The sequence below is a fragment of the Sediminicoccus sp. KRV36 genome, from assembly GCF_023243115.1.
Lineage (GTDB): Bacteria > Pseudomonadota > Alphaproteobacteria > Acetobacterales > Acetobacteraceae > Roseococcus.
This window is the reverse complement of sequence record NZ_CP085081.1, coordinates 2,318,957-2,341,946: the sequence shown is the minus strand read 5'-3', so window position 1 is coordinate 2,341,946 and position 22,990 is coordinate 2,318,957. Positions and strand designations below refer to the sequence as shown.

Below are 22,990 nucleotides of genomic sequence, written 5' to 3'. Positions count from 1 at the left end.
GGATGCAGTGTTCATCCACAACGCCCGGTTGCAAGCCCTAATTCGCGAGAGCCGCGCGAACCTGCCCCATGAAGGCATTCAGATGCGCCGCATCCAGCCAGCGCGAGACAGCGACAATCCCCTCCGCCGGCTCCATCCAGGTGGTGTTGCCGCCGGCACCCGAGAAGCAGACGGCGCCCTCGCTCGCCGCCGGCCATTTCGTGCGGCCGGTGTTGAGCCAGAACAGGAAGCCGTAATGCGGGTTCAGCGCACAGGGCGTGCGGCAGAGATCCAGCCACTCCTTCGCGATGATCCGCTGGCCCTGCCACTCGCCATCATGGGCCACCAGCAGGCCGACCCGCGCCTGGTCCTCGGCATTGATGATGATGCCGCCACCCCAATGCCCGCCGCCGGAGACACTCTCGATCATCCGCCCGTCAATCTCGACCTGCGAGGTGGAATAGCCGCGCCATTGCCAGCCTGTGCCGGCACCGATGGGCACCATGATCCGCTCGGCCCAGATGTCGGGCAGCGGCCGGCGGAACAGGTGCAGCAGTGCCAGAGCCAGCGCATTCACGCGGACGTCATTGTATTCCCAGTAGGTGCCGGGCGGCTGCATCGGCCGCGGGCTGCGCTTGGCCCCCTGCCCTTCGACGCCGAGGTTGCGGCCACGGTCGATCAGGTCGCTCTTGCCGAACAGCGTGCCCTCGAACTCCGAGGTGTTGGTCAGCAGGTGCCGCCAGGTGATGCCGCTGTTCTGCGCCGTGGCGAAAGCCTCATGCGGCACGCGGGCCGAAACCTTCGCATCGAGATCCGGCAGCAGGCCATCCTGCACGGCAAGCCCCGCGAGGATGGCGAGGTAGCTTTTCGCCACGCTGAAGGTCATGTCCGCGCGCGTCGGGTCCCCCCATTCGGCCACGCGCTGGCCGCGATGGAAGATCACGCCATTCGGGCCGCCGCGCGGCGCCGTCGGGCCGATCACCGCATTGTCGGGCGGGCCTTCGAAGAAGCCGGCTTCCAGATGCGCCAGGATATCGCGCGGCCAGGGCGTTTCATGCGCCGCAGCGAAATCCGTGGCGGCGCGCAAGGCCGCATTCACGCCGCGCGGCCGCCGGGCATTGCCGCCGGACCGGGCAGTTCGATATCAATGGCGAGGGTGGAGAAATCCCCGCCACGCTCCAGGTTCACCTGCACCTTGCCCGGATCGATCGAGACGTAGCGCGCCACCACGGCGACCAGCTCCTGCTGGAGCTTGGGCAGGAAATCCTCCTTGCCGCGGCTGACGCGCTCATGGCTGATGATGACCTGCAGCCGGTCCTTGGCCGTGACGGCCGTGCCCTTGTCCTCGCGCTCCTTGCGGAAGAAATTCAGCCAGCTCATGCTGCCCTCCCGCCAAAGAGGCGCCCAAAGAGGCCCTTCTTCTTTTCCACTTCGATGAAGCGATGCGGCCTCTCCTCGCCGAGGAAGCGCGCGACGGCATCGGCATAGGCCTGGCCCGCGAGGCTCTCGGCATCCATGATGACCGGATTGCCGGAGTTGGAGGCCTTGAGCACGCTTTCGCTCTCCGGGATCACGCCCAGCAGCGGGATGGCGAGGATTTCCAGCACATCCTCCAGCTTCAGCATCTCGCCACGCTCCACGCGGGCGGGGTCGTAGCGCGTGAGCAGCAGATGCTGCTTCACCGGGTCCTTGCCCTGCTCGGCGCGGCGGGTGCGGGATTGCAGCACGCCCAGGATGCGGTCGCTGTCGCGCACCGAGCTGACTTCGGGATTGGTGACGACGATCGCCTGGTCTGCGAAATACAGGGCCAGCAGCGCGCCCTTCTCGATACCGGCGGGGCTGTCGCACAGGATGTAGTCGAAATCCTTCGACAGCTCCTCGATGATGGACTGCACGCCTTCCTTGGTCAGCGCATCCTTGTCCCGCGTCTGCGAGGCGGGGAGGATGGAGAGCCCCTCCACCCGCTTGTCCTTGATCAGCGCCTGGGAGAGCTTCGCCTCGCCCTGGACGACATTGACGATGTCGAACACCACCCGCCGCTCGACGCCCATGATGAGGTCGAGGTTGCGCAGGCCGACATCGAAATCAATGACGACGGTCTTCTTGCCGCGCTGCGCGAGGCCGGTGGCGAAGGCGGCGGAGCTGGTGGTCTTGCCGACACCCCCCTTGCCCGATGTGACGACGATCACTTGCGCCATGTGGTGTTCCTTCGTGGGGGCTCATGCGGGGTCGCAAAGCGTGAATGGATCATGGGCTCAACCAAAGGGGTCGAACCGCAATTGCTCGCCATCGAGGCGCACCTGCACCCCGCGGCCGATGGATGTGGAGGTCAGCCCCTCCCGCACCGCGTAGAACCCGGAAATGGCCACCAGCTCCGGGTCGAAATTCTGCGCGAAGATGCGCGCCGTGCCATCTTCGCTGGCGCCCGCCACGGCGCGGCCGCGCAGGGCGCCGTAGATGTGGATGTTGCCATCCGCGATCACCTCGGAACCCGCATTGACGGAGCCGATGATGATGAGGTCACTGCCCTCGGCGTAGATGCGCTGGCCGGCGCGGATGTTCTGGCTGACCACCATGGTCTTGGCGGCCGGGGCGGGCCGCGCTTCGGGTGTCGGCGCAATGGCCACAGGGGGTGCCGCCATGGCGGGGGCGGCCACGGGCGATGGCGCCTCCACCTCCGTCTCGCGCTGGCCGGCCGGGCGCAGCGTGGGCAGCCCCGCCCCGGCGGCCGAGGCGCGCAGCAGTTGCGGGCCGCCCACCACGCCGATGGGCAGGATTTCCAGCGCGCGCAGCCCCGCGATCAGCGCGGGGAAATCCACCTGCTCGCCGCCCAGGTCGTCCAGGCCGATGGCGATGGGCGCGAAACGCAGGAAACCCGGCGCCTTGCGGAACTGATCCCCCAGCGCCGGCAGCACCGCCTGCACATCCCCGGTCAGCAAACGCAGCGTGAGCAGGCTGTAATTGCTCCCGCGCAGGCGGAAGGTTTCAGGGGACGAGGCGGGCCTCGCAGCGGCGGTCATCGGGTCCAAGTGCATCCCAGCGGCAGGTTAAGCCTTCCTGATAGCCGCACCCGCGCCGCGAGCGAAGCCCCAACTTCGGGCGGAGGAGTGGAATCGGCGCCGAATCCGCCGCATGCTGCCCGCATGAAAGACACACTGATCCTCGCCGAGCCCTTCCGCGCCCTGTTCTACGCCCCCTATTACCTGGCCGAGGCGCGTGGCGCCTTCATCCGCCAGGGCATCGACCTGCGGATGGAGACGGCAGGCACCCCCACCCTGGCCGCCGAAGCCGTGCTGGAAGGCCGGGCCGACCTCGCCTGGAGCGGGCCGATGCGCGTCATGCAGCACCGCGCGGCGGACCCCGGATCGCCGCTCACGGCCTTCTGCGCCGTCATCATGCGCGACCCCTTCCTGATCATGGGGCGCTCCGCCCGCGAGGGGCTGCATCTGGCGGAGCTCAACGGCTTCCGGCTCGGCCTCGTCACCGAGGTTCCCACCCCCGTCTGGTGCCTGGCCGATGCCGTGGCACGCGCCGGCGGCCGGCCCGTGAAGGACCGCGCAGCCGGCACCATGGCGGAGAATGTGGCCTCCCTGCTGGCCGGCAAGCTCGATGCGATCCAGGTCTTCGAGCCCTTCGCCTCGGCCGTGGAGGAGGCCGGCGGCTCGGTCTGGTTCAGCCAGGCCAGCACGGGCCCGATGGCCTACAGCTCGCTCTACAGCACCACCGCCACGCTCAGCGCCCGGCGCGAGACCATGCGCGGCATGGTGCGAGCACTCTCCGAGACACTGCGCTGGATGGAGACGGCCCCCATCGCCGAAATCGCCACCCTGCTGGAAGCCCGCTTCCCCGACCTGCCTCACGCCACGCGCGAGCGCGCCGTCGCGCGCTACCGGGCGGCCGGCCTGTGGACGGATGGGCCGCATATGCCGCGCGCCGCCTTCCAGGCGCTGGGCGAGGCAATGATCCGCGCCCAGCGCCTGACGCATATCCCCGATTTCGACATCTGCGTGGATGAGGCGGTGGTGACGGAGGCCCTCGCCAGCAAGGTGGGGGCGTGAGGGCGCCGCCCGGCCGCCGCGCCGATTATCGCTGGTTCCTGGCCATGGCCACGCGCTGGATGGACAATGACATCTACGGCCACATGAACAACGTCCAGCATTACAGCTTCTTCGACACGCTGGTGGCGCGCTTCCTGCTGGCGCATGGCGTGCTGGATCTGGGCAGCAGCCCGCATGTCGGCCTCGTGGTCGAGACCGGCTGCCGCTATCACGCGCCCCTCGCCTTCCCGGATGAGGTCACGGGCGGGCTGCGCGTCACGCGGCTTGGCACCTCCTCGATCACCTATGCGCTGGCGCTGTTCCGCAATGATGAGGATCAGGCGGCGGCGGAGGGGCATTTCACCCATGTCTATGTGAAGCGCGCGGCGCAATCCGAGACTGTCCCGCTGCCGCCAGCCCTGCGCGCGGCAGGTGCCGCCGTCGCGGGCGATTGACGCGGCGGCGATTCTCAAGGCCCATCGCGCATGAACACACGCCATCCAGGAAAGCCCGCGCCGCAAGCTCCAGCCGCCACCTGTCCCGGCATTCTTTTCCACGGACAGGATGCCCTCTGCACCAATGACCACGCCACATGTCCGAACCCGGGGAAACCGCATGCCCACACTGAACCGCCTCGCCATTCTCGATGACTATCAGGATGTCACGCTCAAGCTCGGCCCCTGGGAGCGCCTGGCGGAGCTGGACATCACCGTTTTCCGCGACACGCTCGCGGAGCGGGAGGCGCTCATCACGCGCCTCATGCCTTTCGATGCGATCCTCGCCATGCGCGAGCGCACCCCCTTCCCGCGCGAGCTGATCGAGCGGCTGCCCAACCTCAAGCTGCTGATCACCACCGGCGAGCGCAATCGCGGCATTGATGCCGAGGCCTGCGCCGAGCGTGGCATCGTCTTCTCCGGCACGCCAAGCTTCGGCGCGCCGACGGTGGATCTGACCTGGGGCCTGATCCTCTCCCTCGCGCGTCGCATTCCGGAGCAGGTGAATGCGCTGCATGCGGGCCATTGGCAGACCCAGCTGGGTGTGGGGCTGGAGGGCCGGACGCTGGGTGTTGTGGGCCTGGGCAAGCTCGGCACCAAGGTCGCCCGGGTGGGCCAGGCGCTGGGCATGAAGGTGATCGCCTGGAGCACCAACCTGACCGCCGAGGCCGCCGCCGCCGTGGGTGCCACGCGGGTGGAAAAGGCCGAGCTTTTCGCGCAGGCCGATGTGGTGACGCTGCACCTGATCCTCTCGGACCGCTCGCGCGGGATCGTGGGTGCCGCCGAGCTGGGCGCGATGAAGCCGGGTGCCATGCTGGTCAACACCTCACGCGGGCCGCTGGTGGATCAGCCGGCCCTGCTGGAGGCGCTGCATGCCGGGCGCATCCAGGCCGGCATTGACGTCTATGACGTGGAGCCGCTGCCCGAGAGCCACCCGCTGCTCAAGGCGGCCAACACCGTGCTGACGCCGCATCTGGGCTATGTGACCGAGGAGAATTACCGCGCCTATTTCCAGGGTGCCGTGGAAGCGATCGAAGCATTCCATGCCGGCACGCCAATCCGCGTCATCAAGGGCTGACGCACTGCCTTCCGCACGGGCAGGCCGCCCATGCGGAAGGCAAGTTGCTGCACCGGAACGTCAGACAAGGGTGCCACGGCCCTTGCCCCACCCCCGCCCCCGGCCAAAAACGGCCCGTCACACATCAAATGGGAGCGCCCGATATGAGCCTTCATCGCCGCACGCTGCTGGCCGCGTCAGCTGGCACCTTGGCCACGCCCGCCATCGTCGCTGCCCAGGGAACCCGGGTGAAGATGGGGGCCCTGCGCCTCATCCACTCCATCACCCCCTTCTTCTATGAGCGCTTCATGCCCGAGGGCATGACCATCGAGGTCATTCCCTTCGAAAGCCCGACCGAGGGCAAGAACGCCGTCGTCACCCGCAGCGTGGATTTCGGCGCCTTCGGCATCGCCGCCGGCATCCTGGGGGCGGCCGCGCGCGAACCCGTGACCGTCATCGGTTCCTGCTGCGACAAGGGCATGGCCGTGGTCGCCCGCAAGGATGGCCCGATCAACACGCTGGCCGATCTGCGCGGCAAGCGCGTCGGCATCTGGCCCGGCTCGACGCAGGAGGTCTTCATCCGTGAGCGGCTGCGCATGGAGGGCATGAACATCCGCGACATCACCAGCATCCGCGTGAGCTTCAGCGAGATGCATGCGGCCCTCGCCCGTGGCGATATTGATGCCTATGTGGGCGCGGAACCCGGCCCCGGCATCAGCCAGGTGACGGGCATCGGCAAGGTCGTGGAATTCCCATACTCCACGCCGATGGGCACGCTGAACATGATCTTCGCGACCCATTACGAGACGACGCAACGCAACGCCGCCCTCTGCACCACCATGCTGGGCGTGCATCGCCGCGCTTCGGAATTCGCCGCGGGCAATCGCGCGGCGGCGATCGAGATGGCCGTGGCGCGCCTGGGCATGCAGCGCCCGGCACTCGAGATCAGCATCGAGAATGTGGAGCTGAACTGGCGCATGACGCCGGTGATGGTGGAGCGCAGCCGCACCTACGCCCAGCACATGCTGGAATTGCAGCAGATCCGCGCCGTGCCGGATTTCAACACCTTCTTCAACACCCGCTTCTCCGACGAGCTGGCGCGCACGGCGTGAGTGCGGCGGCCTCCGGGAGCGGCGCGCGCGGGCTTCTGCTCGCGCTCTGCGCGCCGCTTCTGTTCCTCGCCTTCTGGCATTTCTCGACCTCGGGGCTGGCCTTCAGCCTGATCCCGCCGCCCCTGGATGTCGGCATCCAGCTGTGGGACCTGGCTTTTGGCGGCGTCTGGGATGATCTCTATTCCAGGACGTTGCTGGAACACGCCTTTGCCAGCGTCAGCCGCGTCTATGGCGGCTTCGTTCTGGCGGCCGCACTTGCCCTGCCGCTCGGCATGATGATCGGCCGCATCTGGCTGGTGCGCGCCGTGCTGGACCCGACGCTGCAACTCATGCGGCCCATCCCCGTCACGGCCTGGTTGCCGCTGGCGATGATCGTCTTCGGCATCGGCCCGCGCTCGGCGTTTTTCCTGGTGTTTCTCGGCGCCTTCTATCCGATCCTGGTGAACACCATCTTCGGCGTCCGCAATGTGGAGCCGCGGCTGTTCGAGGCCGCGCGCATGCTGGGCGTCTCGCCCTCGGCACTGTTCTGGAAGGTGGTGCTGCCGGCCTCGCTGCCCTCCATCTTCACCGGGTTGCGCCTGGGCCTCGGCTTCGCTTGGGTGGTGATCGTGGTGGGGGAGATGACAGGCGTGCAGACCGGGCTTGGCGCCATCATCATGGAGGCGCGGCAGCTTTCCCGCACGGAGATCGTCATCAGCGGCATGATCACCATCGGCCTGCTGGGCTATCTCTCGGATTACGCGGTGCAGCTGATCGGTCAACGCCTGCTGCGCTGGAGCCCGCAACATGGCGGCTGAACCGCTGAACATCCTCGACATCACGCATGTCACGAAGCGCTTCGACTTCCCCAATCAAAAGCAGGGGGGTCAAAAGATCGTGGCCCTCCAGGACGCCTCGCTCTCGATCCGCAAGGGCGAGTTCGTCTGCCTCATCGGCCCTTCCGGCTGCGGCAAATCCACGCTGCTGCGCATGATCGGCGGCTTCGAGACGGCCAGCGAAGGCCGGCTCGACATGTGGGGCAAGCCGATCGGCGAGCCGGGGCCGGATCGCGGCATGGTCTTCCAGGATTATGGCCTGTTCCCGTGGCTGAACGTCGCGAAGAATGTCGGCTTCGGCCCCGCCGCGCGCGGCCGCCCCTCGGCCGAGGTGGCCGAGACCACCAAGCGCTTCGTGGATATGGTCGGCCTGACGCGCTTCGCCGAGGCCTATCCGCACCAGCTCTCGGGCGGCATGAAGCAGCGCGTCGCCATCGCCCGCGTGCTGGCCAATGAGGCCGAGATCGTCCTGATGGACGAGCCCTTCGGCGCGCTGGACGCGATGACGCGCGAGAATCTCCAGCAGGAATTGCTCGACATCTGGCAGCGCACGAAGCTGACGGTGATCTTCGTGACGCACGCCATCGAGGAAGCGATCCTCATGGCCGATCGCATCGTCGTCATGTCCACCAATCCTGGCCGCATCGTGGCCGATGAGCGGGTGGACCTGCCCCGCCCGCGTGACCCGACGGACCCCGATTTCAACACGCTGCGCCGCCACTTCGCCGCCATGCTGGGAGGCCACCATTGAAGCCCACTGATCGCATCGCCTACGCCGCCCCGCAGGACCGCGCGCCGCGCCCCGGGCCGAATGGCGCGAAGGTGCTGGTCTATTTCGTCATCAACATCGAGGAATGGGGCATCGAGCGGCCCATGCCGCGCCAGGTGCTGCCGGCCCCCACGGGCCTGGCTGTCGTGCCGGATGTGGCGAACTGGGCCTGGCATGAATACGGCATGCGCGTGGGCTTTTGGCGCATGTTCAAGGCCTGCGAGGCACGTGGCATCAAGCCCACCCTCTCGATCAATGCCAATGTCTGCAATTCCTATCCGCGCGTGGCCGGTGCCGCGCGCGATGCCGGCTGGGAATTCATGGGCCATGGCTTCCGCCAGATCCCGACGCACCAGATCCTCGACCAGCGCGAAATGGTGCGCGACGCCGTCGAGACCATCCGCGCCTTCACCGGCAAGCCGCCCGCAGGCTGGCTTGGCCCGGGCCTGACCCAGACGCTGGATACCTCGGATATCCTGGCCGAACACGGCATCCGCTACTGCGCCGATTGGGTGGTGGATGACGTGCCGGTGCCGGTGCAAACCAGGCACGGCCCCATCTGGTCCATGCCCTATTCCGTCGAACTCAACGATATTCCGATGATCATGGTGCAGCACCATCAGGCCGAGGAATTGCAGGCCCGCACCCTGGCACAACTCGACCGCCTGCTGGCCGAAGCCGAGACGGAAGGCTGCAAGGTCATGGGCCTGGCCGTGCATCCCTATATCTCGGGCGTGCCGCACCGCATCGGCGTGCTGGAAGCCACACTGGACGCCATTGCCAGCCGGCCCGGGGCGGTGTTCGCTCAAGGGGCCGAAATTCTGGATTGGTGGGAAGCCGCATGACCCTCGACGTGACGAAACTGAACTGGGGCAGCCTGTCCCAGCGCGAACGTGACGCCGCCTACAACAACTCCGAGGCCGTGCCCGACAGCGGCGCGCTGATCGAGGAGCGCAACCAGGCCTCCGCCCCTTTCCGCGCCGCCCACGCCAGTGCCGTGGACCTGCCCTATGGCGAGAGCCAGCGCGAGCAATGGGACCTGTTCCCCGGCGGCAATCCGGAAGCGCCGACGCTGGTTTTCATCCATGGCGGCTATTGGCAGCGCAACCGGCGCGAGGATTTCGCGGCCATGGCCGAAGGCGCGCTCGCCATGGGCTGGAATGTCGGCATTTGCGGCTACAGCCTGTGCCCCGATGTGACGATGACGCGCATCGCCTATCAGATCCATACCGCGCTCGACTGGCTCTCCGCCGAGGGGCCGAAATACGGCTTCAACGGCCCCATCGTGCTGACCGGCTGGAGTGCGGGCGGGCATCTGACGGCACTCGGCGCCGAGCATCCGGCCGTGACGGCCGCGATCGCCATCTCGGGCGTGTTCGAACTCGGCCCGATCCGCGACACCTATCTGAATGTGGCGCTGAAGCTGACCGATGAGGAAATCGCCGAATTGTCGCCCATGCGGCGGCCCGTGGTGCAAAAGCCCATGGCGATCGTCTATGGCGCCGCCGAATTGCCGGAGCTTTGCCGCCAGTCGCGCGATTTTCATCGGCTGCGCGCGGAAGCCCAGGCGCCCGGTCCGCTCCTGCCGATCCCCGGCGCCGATCACTTCCGCGTGCTGGAGGCGCTGCGCCAGCCCGATGGCGCGTTGCTGCGCCTGGCCGCCGAGTTGCTGCGATGAAGCCGCCCGCCGCCTTCACCCTGGAGGCGCTGGCGGGCTTCTACGCCGCCGGCGGCTCGGCGGTGGATGTGGCGCGCGAAGCCCTGGCGCGCATCGCCGCCTTCAACGACCCGGCGCTGTTCATCACCGCGGTTCCGGAGGCCGATGTGCTGGCCCGCGCCGCCAATTTGCCGCCCGGCCCGCTGCATGGCGTGCCCTTCGTGGTGAAGGACAATATTGACGCGGCCGGCCTGCCCACCACCGCCGCCTGCCCCGATTACGCGCGCATGCCTGCCGAGGACGCGCCCGCCGTGGCGCGGCTGCTGGCGGCCGGCGCGCTGCTGCTGGGCAAGGTCAATCTCGACCAGTTCGCCACGGGGCTGAACGGCACGCGCAGCCCCTATGGCACGCCGCGCAACGCTTTGCGGGCCGATCTCATTCCCGGCGGTTCCTCCAGCGGTTCGGCCACGGCGGTCGCGGCTGGCATCGCCGCGTTCAGCTATGGGACGGACACGGCAGGCTCCGGCCGCGTGCCCGCCGCCGCGCAGAATATCGTCGGCCTCAAGCCGAGCCTGGGGCTGATCCCCACGCGCGGCGCCGTGCCCGCCTGCCGGTCGCTGGATTGCATTTCCATCTTCGCGCAGAACGTGGCGGATGCGGCCGCCGTGCTCGCCATCGCGGCCGGGCCGGATGCGGCGGACCCTTACAGCCGCGCCGCCCCTGCCGGTTGGCGCAGCATGGAAGCCGCGCCACCGGCGCTGCGCCTGGCCGTGCCGGAACAGGCGCAACTGCTGTTCGATACGCCGGATGACGCGGCACTTTTCGCGGGCGCGGTCGCCCGCGCCGAGGCGATGGGTGCCACCATCACCCGCGTGGATATCGCGCCCTTCCTGGCCGTCGCCCGGCGCCTCTACGACGGCGCCTGGGTAGCCGAGCGCACCTCGGCCCTGCGCGAATGGGTGTTGGAGCGCCCCGCCGCATTGCACCCCGTCACGCGCAGCATCCTGGAAGGGGGCCTCGGCCGCCTCACCGTGGATGCCTTTGATGATTTCCACGCAGCTGCCGAGGCGCGGCTGCTGGCCCGCCAGCTCTTCGCCGGTTGCGACGCGCTGCTGCTGCCCACCTGCCCCGGCGTGCCCACGCTGGCGATGCTGGCGGCCAAGCCCATCGCCGCCAATAGCCGCCTTGGCACCTACACGAATTTCGTGAATCTCTGCGACCTCTCGGCCCTGGCCATCCCCTCCGGCTTCCGCGCCGATGGCGTGCCGGCGGGTATCACGCTGGTGGGTCCGGCCTTCAGCGAAGGGCGCCTGGCTGGCATCGGGGCGGCGATGCATCACGCGGCCGGCCTCGGGCCCACGCCGCCCGCGCCAGCCGAACTCGCGGCCGATGAGCTGGGGCTGTTCTGCATCGGGGCGCATATGTCCGGCCTGCCGCTGAACGGCCAGGTGCGCGGCTTTGGCGGGCGCTTCCTTCGCGCCGCACGCACCGTGCCGAGCTACCGCCTCTATGACCTCGGCAACCGCCCCGGCATGGTCCGCGCGGCCAGCGGCGGTGCGGCCATCCTCGGCGAGATCTGGGCGCTGCCGGCGGCGCAGATCGGCCCCTTCCTCGCCGCCATCCCGCCGCCGCTCGGCTTTGGCCGCGTGACGCTGGAGGATGGCAGCAGCGTGCTCGGCTTCCAGGCCGAAAGCGAAGGTGTGGCGGCCGCGCCCGAGATCACCGCGCGCGGCGGCTGGCGCGCGCATCTGGCGGCGAAGTGACCACGCTGGCCAGGTTGCTGGCGGGTGCGGGGCTGGACCCTGCCCTCGCGACGCAAGCCGATCTGACTGGCACGGATCCCACCCTGCCCTCCTCCTTCCGCATCGGCGAGGCAGCGCAGGCTTCCATCGCCGCACTCGGCCTCGCCGCCGCATCGCTGCATGCCGCTCGCGGCGGCCCGATGCAGCGCGTGGCGGTCTCCATGGACGACGCCGCGGCCGAGTTCCATTCCGAGCGATATATGCGTATCGGTGACACGCCGCCCCGCGACCCCTGGGACGCCATTGCCGGCGCCTACCCGACGCGCGACGGCGTGGTGCGGCTGCACACGAACTTCCCGCATCACCGCGACGGCATCCTGGCGCTGCTGGGCTGCGCGAATGACCGCGCCGCCGTTGCCGCAGCACTCTCGCAGCGCGAGGCCGTCGCCTTCGAGACCGAGGCAACGGCCGCCGGCCTTTGCGTTTCCGCCATGCGCAGCTTCGCCGAATGGGATGCGCACCCGCAGGCGCAGCACCTGGCGACGACGCCACTGCTCGCCATCGAGCGCATTGGCGATGCGCCGCCTCGTCCCCTCCCCGCCCTGGCCAGCCGCCCGCTGGAAGGCTTTCGCGTGCTGGACCTGACGCGCGTCATCGCTGGGCCCGTCGCGGCGCGCGGCCTCGCCGCGCACGGCGCCGAAGTGCTGCACATCACAAGCCCCCACCTGCCGAGTATTCCGACACTTGTGGTGGATACCGGGCGCGGCAAAAGCTGCGCCTTTCTCGACCTGAACGACGCCGCCGATGCCGCGCGCCTCGATGCGCTGGCGGCCGGTGCGGACGCGTTCGTGCAATCCTACCGGGCGGGCGCGCTGGCGGCGAAGGGCTTTTCCGCCGAGGCCCTGGCCGCGCGCCATCCCGGCATCGTGGTGGGCGAGTTGTGCGCCTATGGCTGGGGAGGCCCCTGGGCCAACAAGCGCGGCTTTGACAGCCTGGTGCAGACCTCCACCGGCTTCAACGTCGCGGAGGCCGAGGCCGCCGGAGCGGCGCCTCCCAAGGTGCTGCCTTGCCAGCCGCTGGACCATGCCTCGGGCTATCTGCTGGCGCTGGGTGTCGTCGCCGCCTGGCAGCGCCGCGCGGCCGAGGGCGGGAGCTGGCGCGTGCGGGTGACGCTGGCGCGGACCGGGATTTGGTTGCGCGGGCTCGGGCGGATCGCGGATGGCTTTGCCGGAGTTGCGCCACACACGCCTAGCCTGGTGACGGAGGAAGGCGCCTTCGGCATGGTGCGCCATGTGCCGCATGCCGCGCGGATGTCGGTGACACCCGCGCGCTGGGCGCGGCCGGCGGAGCCGCTGGGGGCCTCGCCGGCCGCCTGGATGTAGGAAAGGGCCTCCGGCGGCTGGGGCTGCCCGCTTTTCACCATGGGGCCCCAGACGCCGGAGGCCCTGTTACTGCTTCAGAAAGCTCTCCGCCGCATCCGCCAGGATGCGCAGCGCCAGCGTCAGATCCTCCTCCTTCGTATCCTCCGCCCAATGATGGCTGATGCCGCCGATCGAGGGGGTAAACAGCATCGCCGTCGGCAGGATCTTCGCCATCTGCTGGGCGTCATGAATGGCGCCGCTCGCCATGGGCTGCCATTGGCCATTGGCGTGCTTGGTCGCCGCCTCGCACAGCGCCTGATGCATGGCGGGTTGCACCAGCGCGGGCGGTGAGCGGTTGAGGCATTCGACGCTGAGCGTGCAGCGATCCCGGCGCCCCACCTCCTGGACGATGCTGTGCAGCAGCGCCTCCAGCCGGTCCATCACCTCCTCCGAGATGTCGCGGAACTGGAAAACCAGCTCCGCCTTGCCGGGGATGATGTGCGGCGCATTGGGCTCCAGCGTGATGCGCCCGCAGGTCCAGACGCTGCGCTCGCCGATCTGCATCGGGAAACGCTCATCAATCAGGCTGAGCACGCGCATGGCGGCGACCGCGGCATCCTTGCGCTCGGCCATGGTGGTGCCGCCGGTGTGGTCCTGCTGGCCGATCACGGTGATCTTGAAATAGCGGATGCCGACGATGCCGGTGACCACGCCGCTGCGCAGCCCAGCTTTCTCCAGCTGCGTCCCCTGCTCGATATGCAGTTCGAAAAACCCCTTGTAACGCGCGGGGTCCAGCCGGTCGCGCGGGATGCCTTCCAGCCCTGCCTCTCGCAGCGCCTGGCGCAATGGCTTGCCGCTCATGTTGTGTGCAGCGGCGTCCATCTGCGCTTCGGTGACATCGCCGATCAGGCTGCGGCTGCCGAGGAAGGTGCCGTAATGCCCCTCCTCATCCGCGAAGGCCACGACATCCACGGGCAGGCCCGCACGCGCGAGGGCGAGGCCCGCCAGCACCCCCAGCGCGCCATCCAGCCAGCCCGCCTCGTTCTGCGTCTCCAGGTGGGATCCCACAAGCAGATGCGGCCCAGGGCCAGGATGCCGGCCGATCACATTGCCGATGCCATCCATGGCGGGCGTGAGGCCCACTTCGCGCAGCCGGTCCATCAGCCAGCGGCGGCTTTGCATATCTTCGGGCGTGTAGGTCGGGCGGTGCACGCCGGTCTTGAACTTGCCGATCTGGCGCAGCTCATGCAGGTCGGCGAGGAAGCGCGTGGTGTCCACTTCAGCCCCCATCGTCTTAGCCATTGAGGAAGGCCTCCGCCGCATCGGCCATGATGCGGATGTTCAGCGCCAGGTCCTCCTCCTTCGTGTCCTCGGCCCAATGGTGGCTGATGCCATTGATGGAGGGCGTGAAGATCATCGCAGCCGGCATCACGCGCGCCATGTATTGCGCGTCATGCCCGGCACCGCTGGGCATATGCTGCCACTGGCCATTGGCGTGGCGCGTCGCGGCCTCGGCCAGCGCCGCCTGCATCGCGGGGTCGCAGGGGGCGGGCTTGCTCTGGCTCATCACCTCCACCGTGGTGACGGTGCGCTCCGTGCGGTTCATCTCCTGCACGACGGATCGCATGCAGCGCTCCAGCCGCTCCAGCACCGCCGTATCAATGTCACGGATCTGGAACAGCACCTCGGCACGGCCCGGAATGATGGAGGGCGCCCCCGGATCCAGCGCGATGCGCCCGCAGGTCCAGACGGTGCGCGCGCCGCAGAGCATCGGGAACTCCTTGTCGATGCGCGCCAGGAGCCGCACCGCTGTCAGGCCGGCATCCTTGCGCTCGGCCATGGTCGTGCCGCCGGCATGGTCCTGCATGCCCTCGATGATGAGGCGGAACTGCCAAATGGCGACGATGCCGGTGACGACACCGCTGCGCAGGTTCTGCGATTCGAGCTGCGTGCCCTGCTCGATATGCATCTCGAAAAACCCCTTGTAGCGCGCGGGGTCCAGGCGGGGCCGGGGCAGGCCTTCCAGCCCGGCTTCACGCAGCGCCTGGCGCAGGGGCTTGCCATGATAGCGGTTGGTGAGCGTGTCGATCTCGCTCTCCTCCAGCAGGCCGATCAGGCTGCGGCTGCCGATGAAGCTGCCATAATGCCCTTCCTCATCTGCGAAGGCGACGACATCCACGGGCAGGCCGGCGCGCGCCAGCGCCACACCCGCCATGACACCCAGCGCGCCATCGAGCCAACCCGCCTGGTTCTGGCTTTCGATATGGCTGCCCACCAGCAGATGCGGGCCGGGCCCCGGATGGCGGCCAAAGACATTGCCGATGCCATCCATCGAAGCCTCAAGCCCGCATTCGCGCATGCGGTCCATCAGCCAGCGGCGGCTTTCCATATCCTCGGGCGAGAAGGTCGGCCGGTGCACACCCGTCTTGTATTCGCCGATCTTCCGAAGCTCGTTCAAATCCCGGAGAAAACGGTCCGTATCCACTTGCGCCATGCTGCACCCCTATCGCGATGCGCGCAGGATAGGCGAGGATTTGCCGACGACAAGCCAGAGGATCACACGCGATGCTGCCCATCATCCGCCATGCCACACCCAGCGGTGGCCGCCCCTTCCCGCCCTTCTCCATGGCCGTCCGCCATGGCGCGACGCTCTATGTCTCGGGCCTGGGTCCCGTGGATGTGCAGGGGCAGATCGCGCGCGGGGATTTCGCCGCGCAATTCGGCCAATGCATCGCCAATCTGCATGCCGTGCTGGCCGAAGCGGGGGCGGATATGACGCGCGTGCTCAAGACCAGCGTGCTGCTGACCCGCGCGACCGATGTGCCCGAGATGAACCGCCTCTATGCCGCCGCCTTCCCGGCCGCGCATCTGCCAGCCCGCACGACGAGCGTGGTCGCCGCCCTGCCCGTGCCGGATTTCCTGCTCGAGATCGAGGCCATCGTCGCGGTGGAATAGTGCCGCGCGCTACAGCGTCAGCCCACCATCCACGACGATGGTCTGCCCCGTGACCATGGCGGCCCCGGCGAGGAGAAACACCATCACCTCCGCCAGATCCTCCGGCTCGCAGCGGCGCTTCAGGGCCGCTTCGTCAATCGAGCTGGCGCGCTGCTCATTGGTCCATTCGATCATCCAGGAGGAGTTCACCGCACCAGGTGCCACCGCATTCACCCGCACCTCCGGTGCTAGGCCACGCGCAAGGTTCTGGGTGAGCGACACCACGCCAGCCTTGGTCGCGCCATAGGCCATGGAGGAGCCGACATAGCCAAGCCCGGCGATGGAGGCCACCGAGACGATGGCGCCGCGCGTCTTGCGCAAATGCGGCGCCGCCGCCTTGGCGCAGCGGAACACCCCCAGCAGATTCACCTCGATCACCGCCTGCCACAGCTCCTCGGTGATGCGGTCCAGCTCACTCGGCGCGATGGAGGTGCGCGTACCCGGCGTGCCGGCATTGTTCACCAGGTAATCGAGGCGGCCGAGGTCCCGCGCCGCCTGTTCCACCATGCGCGGGCCATCCGTGGCATCGCCCACATTGCCGGGGGCGGAGATCACATCGAAGCCGGCGGCGGCCAGCGTTTCCACCTGCTCCATGCCGCGCGGATCATCGGCCAGGTGGTTGATGGCCACCTTGCAGCCATTGGCGGCCAGCATCCGCACGGTGGCGAGGCCAATGCCCGAGGCGCCGCCCGTGACCAGCGCCGTCTTGCCCTTGAGGTCGTACTTGATCATGCCTTGTTCGCCTTCGCATCAAAGCCCGCCATGTATCCGATCCCGCGCAGGCTTTGCTTGAGTTGGATCAGCTTGCGGTCGCGCTCCTCGAAGAGCTCCGCCGGCGGGCGGCCCTCCCAGTCGTAATAGCCGCGGCCATCCATGACGCCGCCCATGCCCTTGGCCACCAGCGCATCCATGCTGGCACTGCCGCCCTTATCCTCGGGGGGCGTGTACATCTTGTTGCGGAAGGCATGCTGCAACATCGGCAGGCCGGTAAAATCCGCCTTGGCCATGACGCCGATGATGTTGAGGCGCAGCCCGATGCCGTGGATCACCGCGGCATCCACCTCCTGCGCGGTCGCGTAGCCCTCGTCGATCAGCATCTGCACCTCGGCCTGGACGGCGGCCTGGATGCGGTTGGCGATGTAGCCGGGGATGAATTTGCGCATCACGATCGGCACCTTGCCCATCGCCTCGATCATGGACTTCACCTCCTGCAGCACCGCCTCATCCGTCTCGGCGTGCGGCACCAGATCCACCAGGTCCACCAGATAGGGCGGCGTGTACCAATGGGCGATCAGCGCGCGCTTCAGGCGATGCGGCGGCATCAGCGGAAACACATCGAGGTAGCTGGTGTTGCTGGCCCAGATGGCGCCGGCCGGCGCGCAGGCATCAAGCCGGGCGTAGAGCTCGCTCTTGGCCTCGGGATTCTCGACGATGGCCTCGACGATGAGCTCAGCGCCCTCGACGCATTCTTCCAGCGTCGCGTGGCGCGTGCAGGCCTGGGCGAGTTGCGCGCTGCCCCAGCCTTTCGGGGCCTCGCCCGCTTCCTCCAGCGTGGCCAGCGCCTTTTCCATGAGGATCTGCGCGCGGGCCAGCGTGGCCGCGCTGGCATCGGTGAGGCGAACCTGATGGCCGCCCATGGCGAAGACCAGGGCGAGTGCATGGCCCATGGTGCCGGCGCCGATGACGGCGACGCGGAGTTGCTTTGGCATTTTTATCCTCCCTCAATAGTACATCGGGGGCTTTGCCCCCGAACCCCCAGCAGGGAACCAGTTCCCTGCACCCAGCCCAATGAAGGTACAGGAAGCGAGTTTCCTGCTGAGAGGGGGAGTGCGAGGGAGGCACAGCCCCTACCGCTTGCGCAGAAGATAGCGCTGCCGCCCCTCCATCACCAGGACGCCCGTCTGATTATGCACGGTGGAGGCCAGACCCAGCACGCCGGTGGTGCGGCCGGGGGTCAATTCATCCACCGTCAGCGTCGCATAGAGCGTATCCCCCACAAAGACCGGGTGCAGGAAGCGGCTGGATTGCTCCAGAAAACCCTTCAGGCTGTCCTCGATCATGAAGGGCAGCATCCCCGCCCCGGCCGCGGTCTGGATCAGCACCTGGTAGCCATGCGCCAGCATATGCGGCATGCCCCGCGCCCGGCAGAATTCCACATCGTAATGCACCGGGTGGTTGTCACCGCTGGCCGCCTGGAAGGCCAGGAAGATGGCCTCGGTCATGGTGCGGCTGGGCAGGCGGAAGGCCTCGCCCAGCGCGAAATCCTCAAACCAGCGCTGCGGCGCCATGCGGTGTTCGCGCGGGTCGAAACTCACAGGTAGCCCATGGCCGCATCGTGCGCCTTGGCCTCCGGGCTGCGATCCGCGATGGGGCCAAAGCCACCGCCACCCGAAGTTTCCAGGCGGACCACATCACCGGCGCGGAGCGGCAGGTTGTCGGTCTTGGGCGGGATGGGGCTTTCCACGCCATCGCGCCGCAACACCAAGGCACCCTTGGCGGCCGGGCCACCTCCGGCCAGACCGTAGGGCGCATGGTCGAAGCGGTCCATGTTGCTGGTGAAGAAGCAGGCCGGGCTGTTGATGCGCCATTCGCGGATCAGGCCGAGCCCACCCCGGAAGCGACCTTCGCCGCCGCTGCCATTGCGCAGCCCATAGCGCATCACCGTCAGTGGCAATTGCGCCTCGATCATCTCGATCGGGATATTGCTGTTGTTGTGCATCCCCGACGCATAGGCGTTCACGCCATCCTTCGCCGGATGCCCACCCGAGCCGCCGATTTCGATCTCCACCAGCACCTCGCGCGTCTCGGCGACGGTCTGGAAGGTGGTGACGTAGCTGTTGCCGTAATAGGCGGCGGGAATGATGTCGGGCACGGCCTGGTGCAGCGCGCCCATCATGGCGTTCAGCAGCCGATGCGTGACGGCCACGCGATGCGCCACGGGTGCGGGATGCCGCGCATTCACCACCAGGCCTTCGGGCGCGATCACGCTGATCGGCCGGTAGCAGCCGGCACTCATATGCAGCGAGGCATCGGCGCAGCACATGAGCGAGAACATCACCGCCGCATTGGTGCTGGCGAGCGTCGCATTGGTCGGCCCCGCCACCTGCGGGCCACAGCCCGAGAGGTCCACGCTCGCTTCATCACCCTTGATGGTGACGGCGACATGCAGGCGGATGGGCTGACCGATGGCGATGCCGTCATCATCGAGGAAATCCTCGAATTCATAGGTCCCATCGGGCATGCGGGCGATGGCGGCGCGCATGCCGGCCTCGCTCATCGCCAGGATGCGGGCACCCGCTTCCAGCATGGCCTCGGCACCGAAGCGATGCGCGAGGCGCAGGATGGCAGCCGCCCCTACATCGAGGCTGGCCAATTGCGAGGAGAGATCCCCCAGCAGCAGATCCGGCTTGCGGATATTCTGGCGGATCATCGCCCAGACGCCGTCATTGCGCACACCGCCGGCGATGATCTTCACCGGCGGAATGCGCAGGCCCTCCTGGAAAATCTCGGTCGCCTTGGCGGCATAGCTGCCGGCGGCGAGACCACCCACGTCAATGTGGTGGCACAGCGTGCCGACGAAGGCGATGCGCTGTCCCGCATGGAACACCGCCTTGAAGGCCAGGATGTCCGGCAGGTGCTGGCCGCCGCAATAGGGGTCATTGGTGATGACCACATCGCCCTCGCCCCAGTCGTCGCTCGGCACGTAGTTCGCCAGCAATTCGCGCAGCGCGTGGCTCATCGAATTGAGATGGCCCGGGATGCGCGCGGACTGCGCGAGGTTCCAGCCCTCCGCGTCAAACACGGCGGTGGAATAGTCCAGCAATTCGCGCACGATGGTGCTGCGGCTGGTGCGCCAGACGGTGACATCCATCTCGGCCGCCGCGGCGTTCAGCGCGTTGCGGATGACCTCGATTTCGATGGGGCCCAAGCTCATGGGATCTTCCTCGCGATGACCGCGCCTTCGGGGTCCAGCCCCGCGCGCCAGCCGGCCGAAATCACGTGTGTGGCGAAGGCTTCTTCCACGATGGCGGGCCCCTCGATCACGTCTGCCGCATGCAGCGCCTCGCGCCGCCAGACCGGCCAGGCGGCGGCACCGCCCTGCTGCCAGACCTGGCGCGTACCGGGCGGGGTGCGGGTGGCGGGCGAGGCCAGCGCGGCCTCCGCCGGCTTGGGCAGGCGGCCGATGGCCGCCATGCGCAGTGTCACGATCTCCACCTTCTCATCCTCGGCCGCGTAGGAGAATCGCGCGCGGTGCTCCGCATGGAAGCGGGTGAGCAGAGCCGGCAGGTCAGGCGCTTCGGGCCACGGAACAAGCAATTCAAACGCCTGCCCATGGTACCGCAAATCGGCCGAGACCTCGATGGCGCGCATCTCCTCGGGCACGCCATCCGTGGCAAGCCGTTCCAGAGCCTCGGCGCGCAGCGTGGCGAGCGCGGCCTCGATCTCCGGCAGGGCAGCGGGCTCCGCCGGCAGCAGGCGGGAGCGCGCCAGATCCTGCACCAGGTCGGAAAACAGGATGCCATAGGCGGAAAGCGTGCCGGGCTCGCGCGGAAAGATCACTTCGGTGATGCCCAGCTCATCCGCCACTTCCGTGGCATGCAGCCCGCCCGCGCCGCCGAAGGACAGCAGCGCAAAATCGCGCGGGTCCAATCCCTTCTCGAACAGCGAGAGCCGCACGGCGGAGGCGAGGTTCACATTCGTCACCCGCATCACGCCCTCGGCCGCTTCCTCAACCGGCAGGTTGAGGGGCTTGCCCACATGTTCGGCCATCGCGGCCCGCGCCGCGTCCAGCTCCAGCGCCATGGCGCCACCCAGGAAGAAATCCGGGTCAAAGCGGCCCAGCACGGCATTGGCATCGGTCACGGTCGGCAGCGTGCCGCCGCGCCCGTAGCAGACCGGCCCAGGGCGCGCACCGGCGGAGCGCGGCCCGGCGGTGAGCCGGCCCGAAGCATCCACCGCCGCAATGGAGCCGCCCCCCGCGCCGATGGTGCGCATTTCCACCATGGGCAGGCGCACCGGCAGGCGGTCCACCTCGCCCTGCGTGACCAGGCCAATGCGGTGATCCTGCACCACGCTCACATCAAAGCTGGTGCCGCCCATATCCACGGCGACCAGGTTGGGCCGCGCCAGCCGGCGTGACAGCCGCTCCGCCGCCAAGGCCCCACCCGAAGGGCCGGAGAGCAGCAGCCGCGCGGGCTGCTCGGCCGCGCGCTTCAGGCTGCACATGCCGCCATTGGACTGCACGAGGAAGATGCGCGGCGCGAAGCCACCCTCCCCCATGCGCGCCTCCAGCCGCGCGAGGTAACGCTGCACCACCGGCATCAGCAGCGCGTTCAGCACCGTGGTCGAAAGCCGCTCATATTCGCGGATTTCCGGGCTGATCTCGCCGGACAAGCTGATCGGCACATCGGGCATCGCCGCGCGCACCACATCGCGCAGCGCCAACTCATGCGCGGGGTTCGCATAGGCATGCAGCAGGCCGATGGCGATGGCCTCCGGGTTCAGCGTCTTCAGCCGCGCGATGACGGCGGATACATCGGCGAGCGGCGTCTCCACACTGCCATCGGCGCGCAGCCGCTCCTCCACGCCCAGGCGCATGTCGCGGTCAATCAGGCAGGGCAGCGGATCGGGTGCCAGGCCATAGACATCGCGGCGGAAGTGCCGGGTGATCTCCAGCACATCCTCGAAGCCCGCCGTGGTCAGCAGCACGCCGCGCGCCAGCTTGCGCTCCAGTACGGCGTTGGTCGCGATGGTGGTGCCATGCAGCAGCATGCCGACATCCGAAAGCGTGAAGCCGAAGCGCTCGGCCGCCTCGCGCACACCGGTCAGCAGCCCTTCGGAAGGGTCGGCCGGGGTGGTCGGTGTCTTCCAGGCCACCACGCGGCCATGGCGTGCGTCGAGGATCTGCAAATCGGTGAAGGTGCCGCCGATATCAACGGCGATGCGAACGGGCTTTTCCCCCATGGGGCGCGCTTCCATCTCAGCGTGACCGCTCGATGCCGATCTGCCGCACGACGCGGGCCAGGGCCTCATTCTCCGCCGTGATCAAGGCGGTCGAGGCGGCGCTGTCGCGGAACTCGGGCGTCACTCCCGAGCGCGCGAGCTGCGTCTGGAACCGCTCCGTCCGCCAGGCGGCTTCAAACGCGGTCATCAAGGCGGCGCGGCGCTCCGCCGCGATGCCGCGCGGCGCGATCATGCCCCACCAGATCAGCGTCTCCTCATTGGGAATGCCGAGCACGTCCAGGCCGGAGCCGGTCGGCACCTCGGGGTGCTGGGCGCGCTGCGTCAGGATCAGGCAGCGCGCGCGCCCGTCCCGAATGGCGGGCATGGCCACCGCGATGGAGCCGCCATAGAGATCGATATGGCCACCGGTGAAGGAGGCCAGCGTCTGCGCCGCCCCCTGGAAGGGCACCATCGTCGCTTCCAGCCCCAGCGCGCGAAACACGCGCTCGGCGGCCAGATGCATGTTCCCGCCCACGCCATCCGTGCCGTAGGTGAAGCGGCCCGGGGCCGCACGCATGGCCGCGATCAACGCCTGCGCCGTCATGATCGGGCTGTCCTGCCGCACACACAGCGTGAAGCCGGTATGGCCGACGATGAACATGGGATCGAGCTGATCCAGCGTGTAGCGCGTGTTCATCACATGCGGCGCCGCGGTGATCGGCGAATTGGCGGTGAACAGCAGCGTCGTGCCATCGGCCCGCTGCTCGGCCACGAATTGCGTGCCGATGGTGGAGGAGGCGCCAGGCCGGTTCTCCACCACGATGGGCTGGCCGAGCGAGGTGCCCACAATCTCGCCCAGCAAACGCGCAAAGACATCCGTGCCCCCACCGGGCGCGATCGGCACGATGATGCGGATGGGGCGCTCAAAACCCGGTGCCGGGGCCTGGGCCCAGGCGGACGGCATCACGGGCGGCGCCAGAAGCACGGCGGCAAGGAGAAGCAGGCGTTTGAACATGCAAAAGCTCCGAAG

The 22,990-nt window shown here is 68.3% G+C and carries 23 protein-coding genes; 11 read left to right on the top strand and 12 right to left on the bottom strand.

Annotated features, from left to right (window positions below; genetic code table 11):
- Positions 1–37: 37 nt before the first annotated feature.
- Genes LHU95_RS10845 through minC form a run of 4 tightly spaced genes read right to left on the bottom strand, consistent with a single transcriptional unit; the run spans position 38 to position 2,999 of the window.
- Complete coding sequence (locus tag LHU95_RS10845; protein WP_248711376.1) at positions 38–1,066, bottom strand: serine hydrolase; 1,029 nt, start codon at positions 1,064–1,066, stop codon at positions 38–40.
- 8 nt (positions 1,067–1,074) lie between these two features.
- On the bottom strand, positions 1,075–1,359 hold the full coding sequence (gene minE, locus LHU95_RS10840) for a cell division topological specificity factor MinE (protein WP_248711375.1): 285 nt from the start codon (positions 1,357–1,359) through the stop codon (positions 1,075–1,077).
- Positions 1,356–2,177 (bottom strand): septum site-determining protein MinD, encoded by an 822-nt coding sequence (gene minD / locus LHU95_RS10835; protein ID WP_248711374.1) that lies wholly within the window; start codon positions 2,175–2,177, stop codon positions 1,356–1,358. The genes minE and minD overlap by 4 nt, the downstream gene beginning before the upstream one ends.
- A gap of 57 nt (positions 2,178–2,234) precedes the next feature.
- On the bottom strand, positions 2,235–2,999 hold the full coding sequence (gene minC, locus LHU95_RS10830; RefSeq protein WP_248711373.1) for a septum site-determining protein MinC: 765 nt from the start codon (positions 2,997–2,999) through the stop codon (positions 2,235–2,237).
- A 123-nt stretch (positions 3,000–3,122) separates the two neighbouring features.
- Between minC and LHU95_RS10825 the strand changes: the two genes are divergently transcribed.
- The 10 genes from LHU95_RS10825 (at position 3,123) to LHU95_RS10780 (ending at position 13,044) form a co-directional block, all read left to right on the top strand.
- Complete coding sequence (locus LHU95_RS10825; RefSeq protein ID WP_248711372.1) at positions 3,123–4,037, top strand: ABC transporter substrate-binding protein; 915 nt, start codon at positions 3,123–3,125, stop codon at positions 4,035–4,037.
- On the top strand, positions 4,034–4,471 hold the full coding sequence (locus LHU95_RS10820; RefSeq protein ID WP_248711371.1) for a thioesterase family protein: 438 nt from the start codon (positions 4,034–4,036) through the stop codon (positions 4,469–4,471). The genes LHU95_RS10825 and LHU95_RS10820 overlap by 4 nt, the downstream gene beginning before the upstream one ends.
- 160 nt (positions 4,472–4,631) lie before the next feature.
- The gene (locus tag LHU95_RS10815) at positions 4,632–5,588 is read left to right on the top strand and encodes a D-2-hydroxyacid dehydrogenase family protein (RefSeq protein WP_248711370.1); all 957 of its coding nucleotides are present in this window, start codon (positions 4,632–4,634) and stop codon (positions 5,586–5,588) included.
- A 143-nt stretch (positions 5,589–5,731) separates the two neighbouring features.
- Positions 5,732–6,679, top strand: a complete 948-nt coding sequence (locus LHU95_RS10810) for an NrtA/SsuA/CpmA family ABC transporter substrate-binding protein (protein ID WP_248711369.1) — start codon at positions 5,732–5,734, stop codon at positions 6,677–6,679.
- Positions 6,676–7,476, top strand: coding sequence for an ABC transporter permease (locus LHU95_RS10805; protein WP_248711368.1), 801 nt, complete (start codon positions 6,676–6,678; stop codon positions 7,474–7,476). The genes LHU95_RS10810 and LHU95_RS10805 overlap by 4 nt, the downstream gene beginning before the upstream one ends.
- The gene (locus tag LHU95_RS10800) at positions 7,466–8,245 is read left to right on the top strand and encodes an ABC transporter ATP-binding protein (RefSeq protein WP_248711367.1); all 780 of its coding nucleotides are present in this window, start codon (positions 7,466–7,468) and stop codon (positions 8,243–8,245) included. Before LHU95_RS10805 ends, LHU95_RS10800 begins: the two co-directional genes overlap by 11 nt.
- Complete coding sequence (locus tag LHU95_RS10795) at positions 8,242–9,108, top strand: polysaccharide deacetylase family protein (protein WP_248711366.1); 867 nt, start codon at positions 8,242–8,244, stop codon at positions 9,106–9,108. The genes LHU95_RS10800 and LHU95_RS10795 overlap by 4 nt, the downstream gene beginning before the upstream one ends.
- On the top strand, positions 9,105–9,941 hold the full coding sequence (locus LHU95_RS10790) for an alpha/beta hydrolase (protein ID WP_248711365.1): 837 nt from the start codon (positions 9,105–9,107) through the stop codon (positions 9,939–9,941). The genes LHU95_RS10795 and LHU95_RS10790 overlap by 4 nt, the downstream gene beginning before the upstream one ends.
- Positions 9,938–11,683, top strand: coding sequence for an allophanate hydrolase (gene atzF / locus LHU95_RS10785; RefSeq protein WP_248711364.1), 1,746 nt, complete (start codon positions 9,938–9,940; stop codon positions 11,681–11,683). The genes LHU95_RS10790 and atzF overlap by 4 nt, the downstream gene beginning before the upstream one ends.
- Complete coding sequence (locus LHU95_RS10780) at positions 11,680–13,044, top strand: CoA transferase (protein ID WP_248711363.1); 1,365 nt, start codon at positions 11,680–11,682, stop codon at positions 13,042–13,044. Before atzF ends, LHU95_RS10780 begins: the two co-directional genes overlap by 4 nt.
- Positions 13,045–13,110: 66 nt before the next feature.
- Here the strand turns inward: LHU95_RS10780 and LHU95_RS10775 are convergent, their stop codons facing one another.
- Entirely contained in the window at positions 13,111–14,325 is a 1,215-nt protein-coding gene (locus tag LHU95_RS10775; protein ID WP_248711362.1) for a Zn-dependent hydrolase, read from the bottom strand.
- The gene (locus tag LHU95_RS10770) at positions 14,318–15,517 is read right to left on the bottom strand and encodes a Zn-dependent hydrolase (protein WP_248711361.1); all 1,200 of its coding nucleotides are present in this window, start codon (positions 15,515–15,517) and stop codon (positions 14,318–14,320) included. The genes LHU95_RS10775 and LHU95_RS10770 overlap by 8 nt, the downstream gene beginning before the upstream one ends.
- A gap of 71 nt (positions 15,518–15,588) precedes the next feature.
- Here LHU95_RS10770 and LHU95_RS10765 point away from each other — a divergent pair, with 71 nt between their 5' ends.
- On the top strand, positions 15,589–15,978 hold the full coding sequence (locus tag LHU95_RS10765) for a RidA family protein (protein WP_248711360.1): 390 nt from the start codon (positions 15,589–15,591) through the stop codon (positions 15,976–15,978).
- A 9-nt stretch (positions 15,979–15,987) separates the two neighbouring features.
- Here LHU95_RS10765 and LHU95_RS10760 read toward each other — a convergent pair whose 3' ends face one another.
- The 6 genes from LHU95_RS10760 to LHU95_RS10735 form a co-directional block, all read right to left on the bottom strand.
- The gene (locus tag LHU95_RS10760; protein ID WP_248711359.1) at positions 15,988–16,749 is read right to left on the bottom strand and encodes an SDR family oxidoreductase; all 762 of its coding nucleotides are present in this window, start codon (positions 16,747–16,749) and stop codon (positions 15,988–15,990) included.
- Positions 16,746–17,726 carry a 3-hydroxyacyl-CoA dehydrogenase family protein gene (locus LHU95_RS10755; protein ID WP_248711358.1) on the bottom strand — a complete coding sequence of 327 codons (981 nt, stop codon included), beginning with the start codon at positions 17,724–17,726 and terminating at the stop codon, positions 16,746–16,748. Before LHU95_RS10755 ends, LHU95_RS10760 begins: the two co-directional genes overlap by 4 nt.
- A gap of 138 nt (positions 17,727–17,864) precedes the next feature.
- A complete protein-coding gene (locus LHU95_RS10750; protein WP_248711357.1) occupies positions 17,865–18,332 on the bottom strand; it encodes a MaoC family dehydratase in 468 nt (155 codons plus the stop codon).
- Complete coding sequence (locus tag LHU95_RS10745) at positions 18,329–19,951, bottom strand: hydantoinase B/oxoprolinase family protein (protein ID WP_248711356.1); 1,623 nt, start codon at positions 19,949–19,951, stop codon at positions 18,329–18,331. The genes LHU95_RS10750 and LHU95_RS10745 overlap by 4 nt, the downstream gene beginning before the upstream one ends.
- Positions 19,948–21,981, bottom strand: coding sequence for a hydantoinase/oxoprolinase family protein (locus LHU95_RS10740; protein WP_248711355.1), 2,034 nt, complete (start codon positions 21,979–21,981; stop codon positions 19,948–19,950). Before LHU95_RS10740 ends, LHU95_RS10745 begins: the two co-directional genes overlap by 4 nt.
- Before the next feature lie 16 nt (positions 21,982–21,997).
- Positions 21,998–22,975 (bottom strand): tripartite tricarboxylate transporter substrate binding protein, encoded by a 978-nt coding sequence (locus tag LHU95_RS10735; RefSeq protein WP_248711354.1) that lies wholly within the window; start codon positions 22,973–22,975, stop codon positions 21,998–22,000.
- Positions 22,976–22,990: the final 15 nt, after the last annotated feature.

What these genes read in the sequence shown, in the direction of transcription:
- minE (WP_248711375.1), bottom strand. Translation starts at nt 1,359, where the DNA reads ATGAGCTGGCTGAATTTCTTCCGCAAGGAGCGCGAGGACAAGGGCACG.
- minD (WP_248711374.1), bottom strand. Translation starts at nt 2,177, where the DNA reads ATGGCGCAAGTGATCGTCGTCACATCGGGCAAGGGGGGTGTCGGCAAG.
- minC (WP_248711373.1), bottom strand. Translation starts at nt 2,999, where the DNA reads ATGACCGCCGCTGCGAGGCCCGCCTCGTCCCCTGAAACCTTCCGCCTG.
- LHU95_RS10825 (WP_248711372.1), top strand. Translation starts at nt 3,123, where the DNA reads ATGAAAGACACACTGATCCTCGCCGAGCCCTTCCGCGCCCTGTTCTAC.
- LHU95_RS10815 (WP_248711370.1), top strand. Translation starts at nt 4,632, where the DNA reads ATGCCCACACTGAACCGCCTCGCCATTCTCGATGACTATCAGGATGTC.
- LHU95_RS10810 (WP_248711369.1), top strand. Translation starts at nt 5,732, where the DNA reads ATGAGCCTTCATCGCCGCACGCTGCTGGCCGCGTCAGCTGGCACCTTG.
- LHU95_RS10800 (WP_248711367.1), top strand. Translation starts at nt 7,466, where the DNA reads ATGGCGGCTGAACCGCTGAACATCCTCGACATCACGCATGTCACGAAG.
- LHU95_RS10790 (WP_248711365.1), top strand. Translation starts at nt 9,105, where the DNA reads ATGACCCTCGACGTGACGAAACTGAACTGGGGCAGCCTGTCCCAGCGC.
- atzF (WP_248711364.1), top strand. Translation starts at nt 9,938, where the DNA reads ATGAAGCCGCCCGCCGCCTTCACCCTGGAGGCGCTGGCGGGCTTCTAC.
- LHU95_RS10775 (WP_248711362.1), bottom strand. Translation starts at nt 14,325, where the DNA reads ATGGCTAAGACGATGGGGGCTGAAGTGGACACCACGCGCTTCCTCGCC.
- LHU95_RS10770 (WP_248711361.1), bottom strand. Translation starts at nt 15,517, where the DNA reads ATGGCGCAAGTGGATACGGACCGTTTTCTCCGGGATTTGAACGAGCTT.
- LHU95_RS10765 (WP_248711360.1), top strand. Translation starts at nt 15,589, where the DNA reads ATGCTGCCCATCATCCGCCATGCCACACCCAGCGGTGGCCGCCCCTTC.
- LHU95_RS10760 (WP_248711359.1), bottom strand. Translation starts at nt 16,749, where the DNA reads ATGATCAAGTACGACCTCAAGGGCAAGACGGCGCTGGTCACGGGCGGC.
- LHU95_RS10755 (WP_248711358.1), bottom strand. Translation starts at nt 17,726, where the DNA reads ATGCCAAAGCAACTCCGCGTCGCCGTCATCGGCGCCGGCACCATGGGC.
- LHU95_RS10745 (WP_248711356.1), bottom strand. Translation starts at nt 19,951, where the DNA reads ATGAGCTTGGGCCCCATCGAAATCGAGGTCATCCGCAACGCGCTGAAC.
- LHU95_RS10740 (WP_248711355.1), bottom strand. Translation starts at nt 21,981, where the DNA reads ATGGGGGAAAAGCCCGTTCGCATCGCCGTTGATATCGGCGGCACCTTC.
- LHU95_RS10735 (WP_248711354.1), bottom strand. Translation starts at nt 22,975, where the DNA reads ATGTTCAAACGCCTGCTTCTCCTTGCCGCCGTGCTTCTGGCGCCGCCC.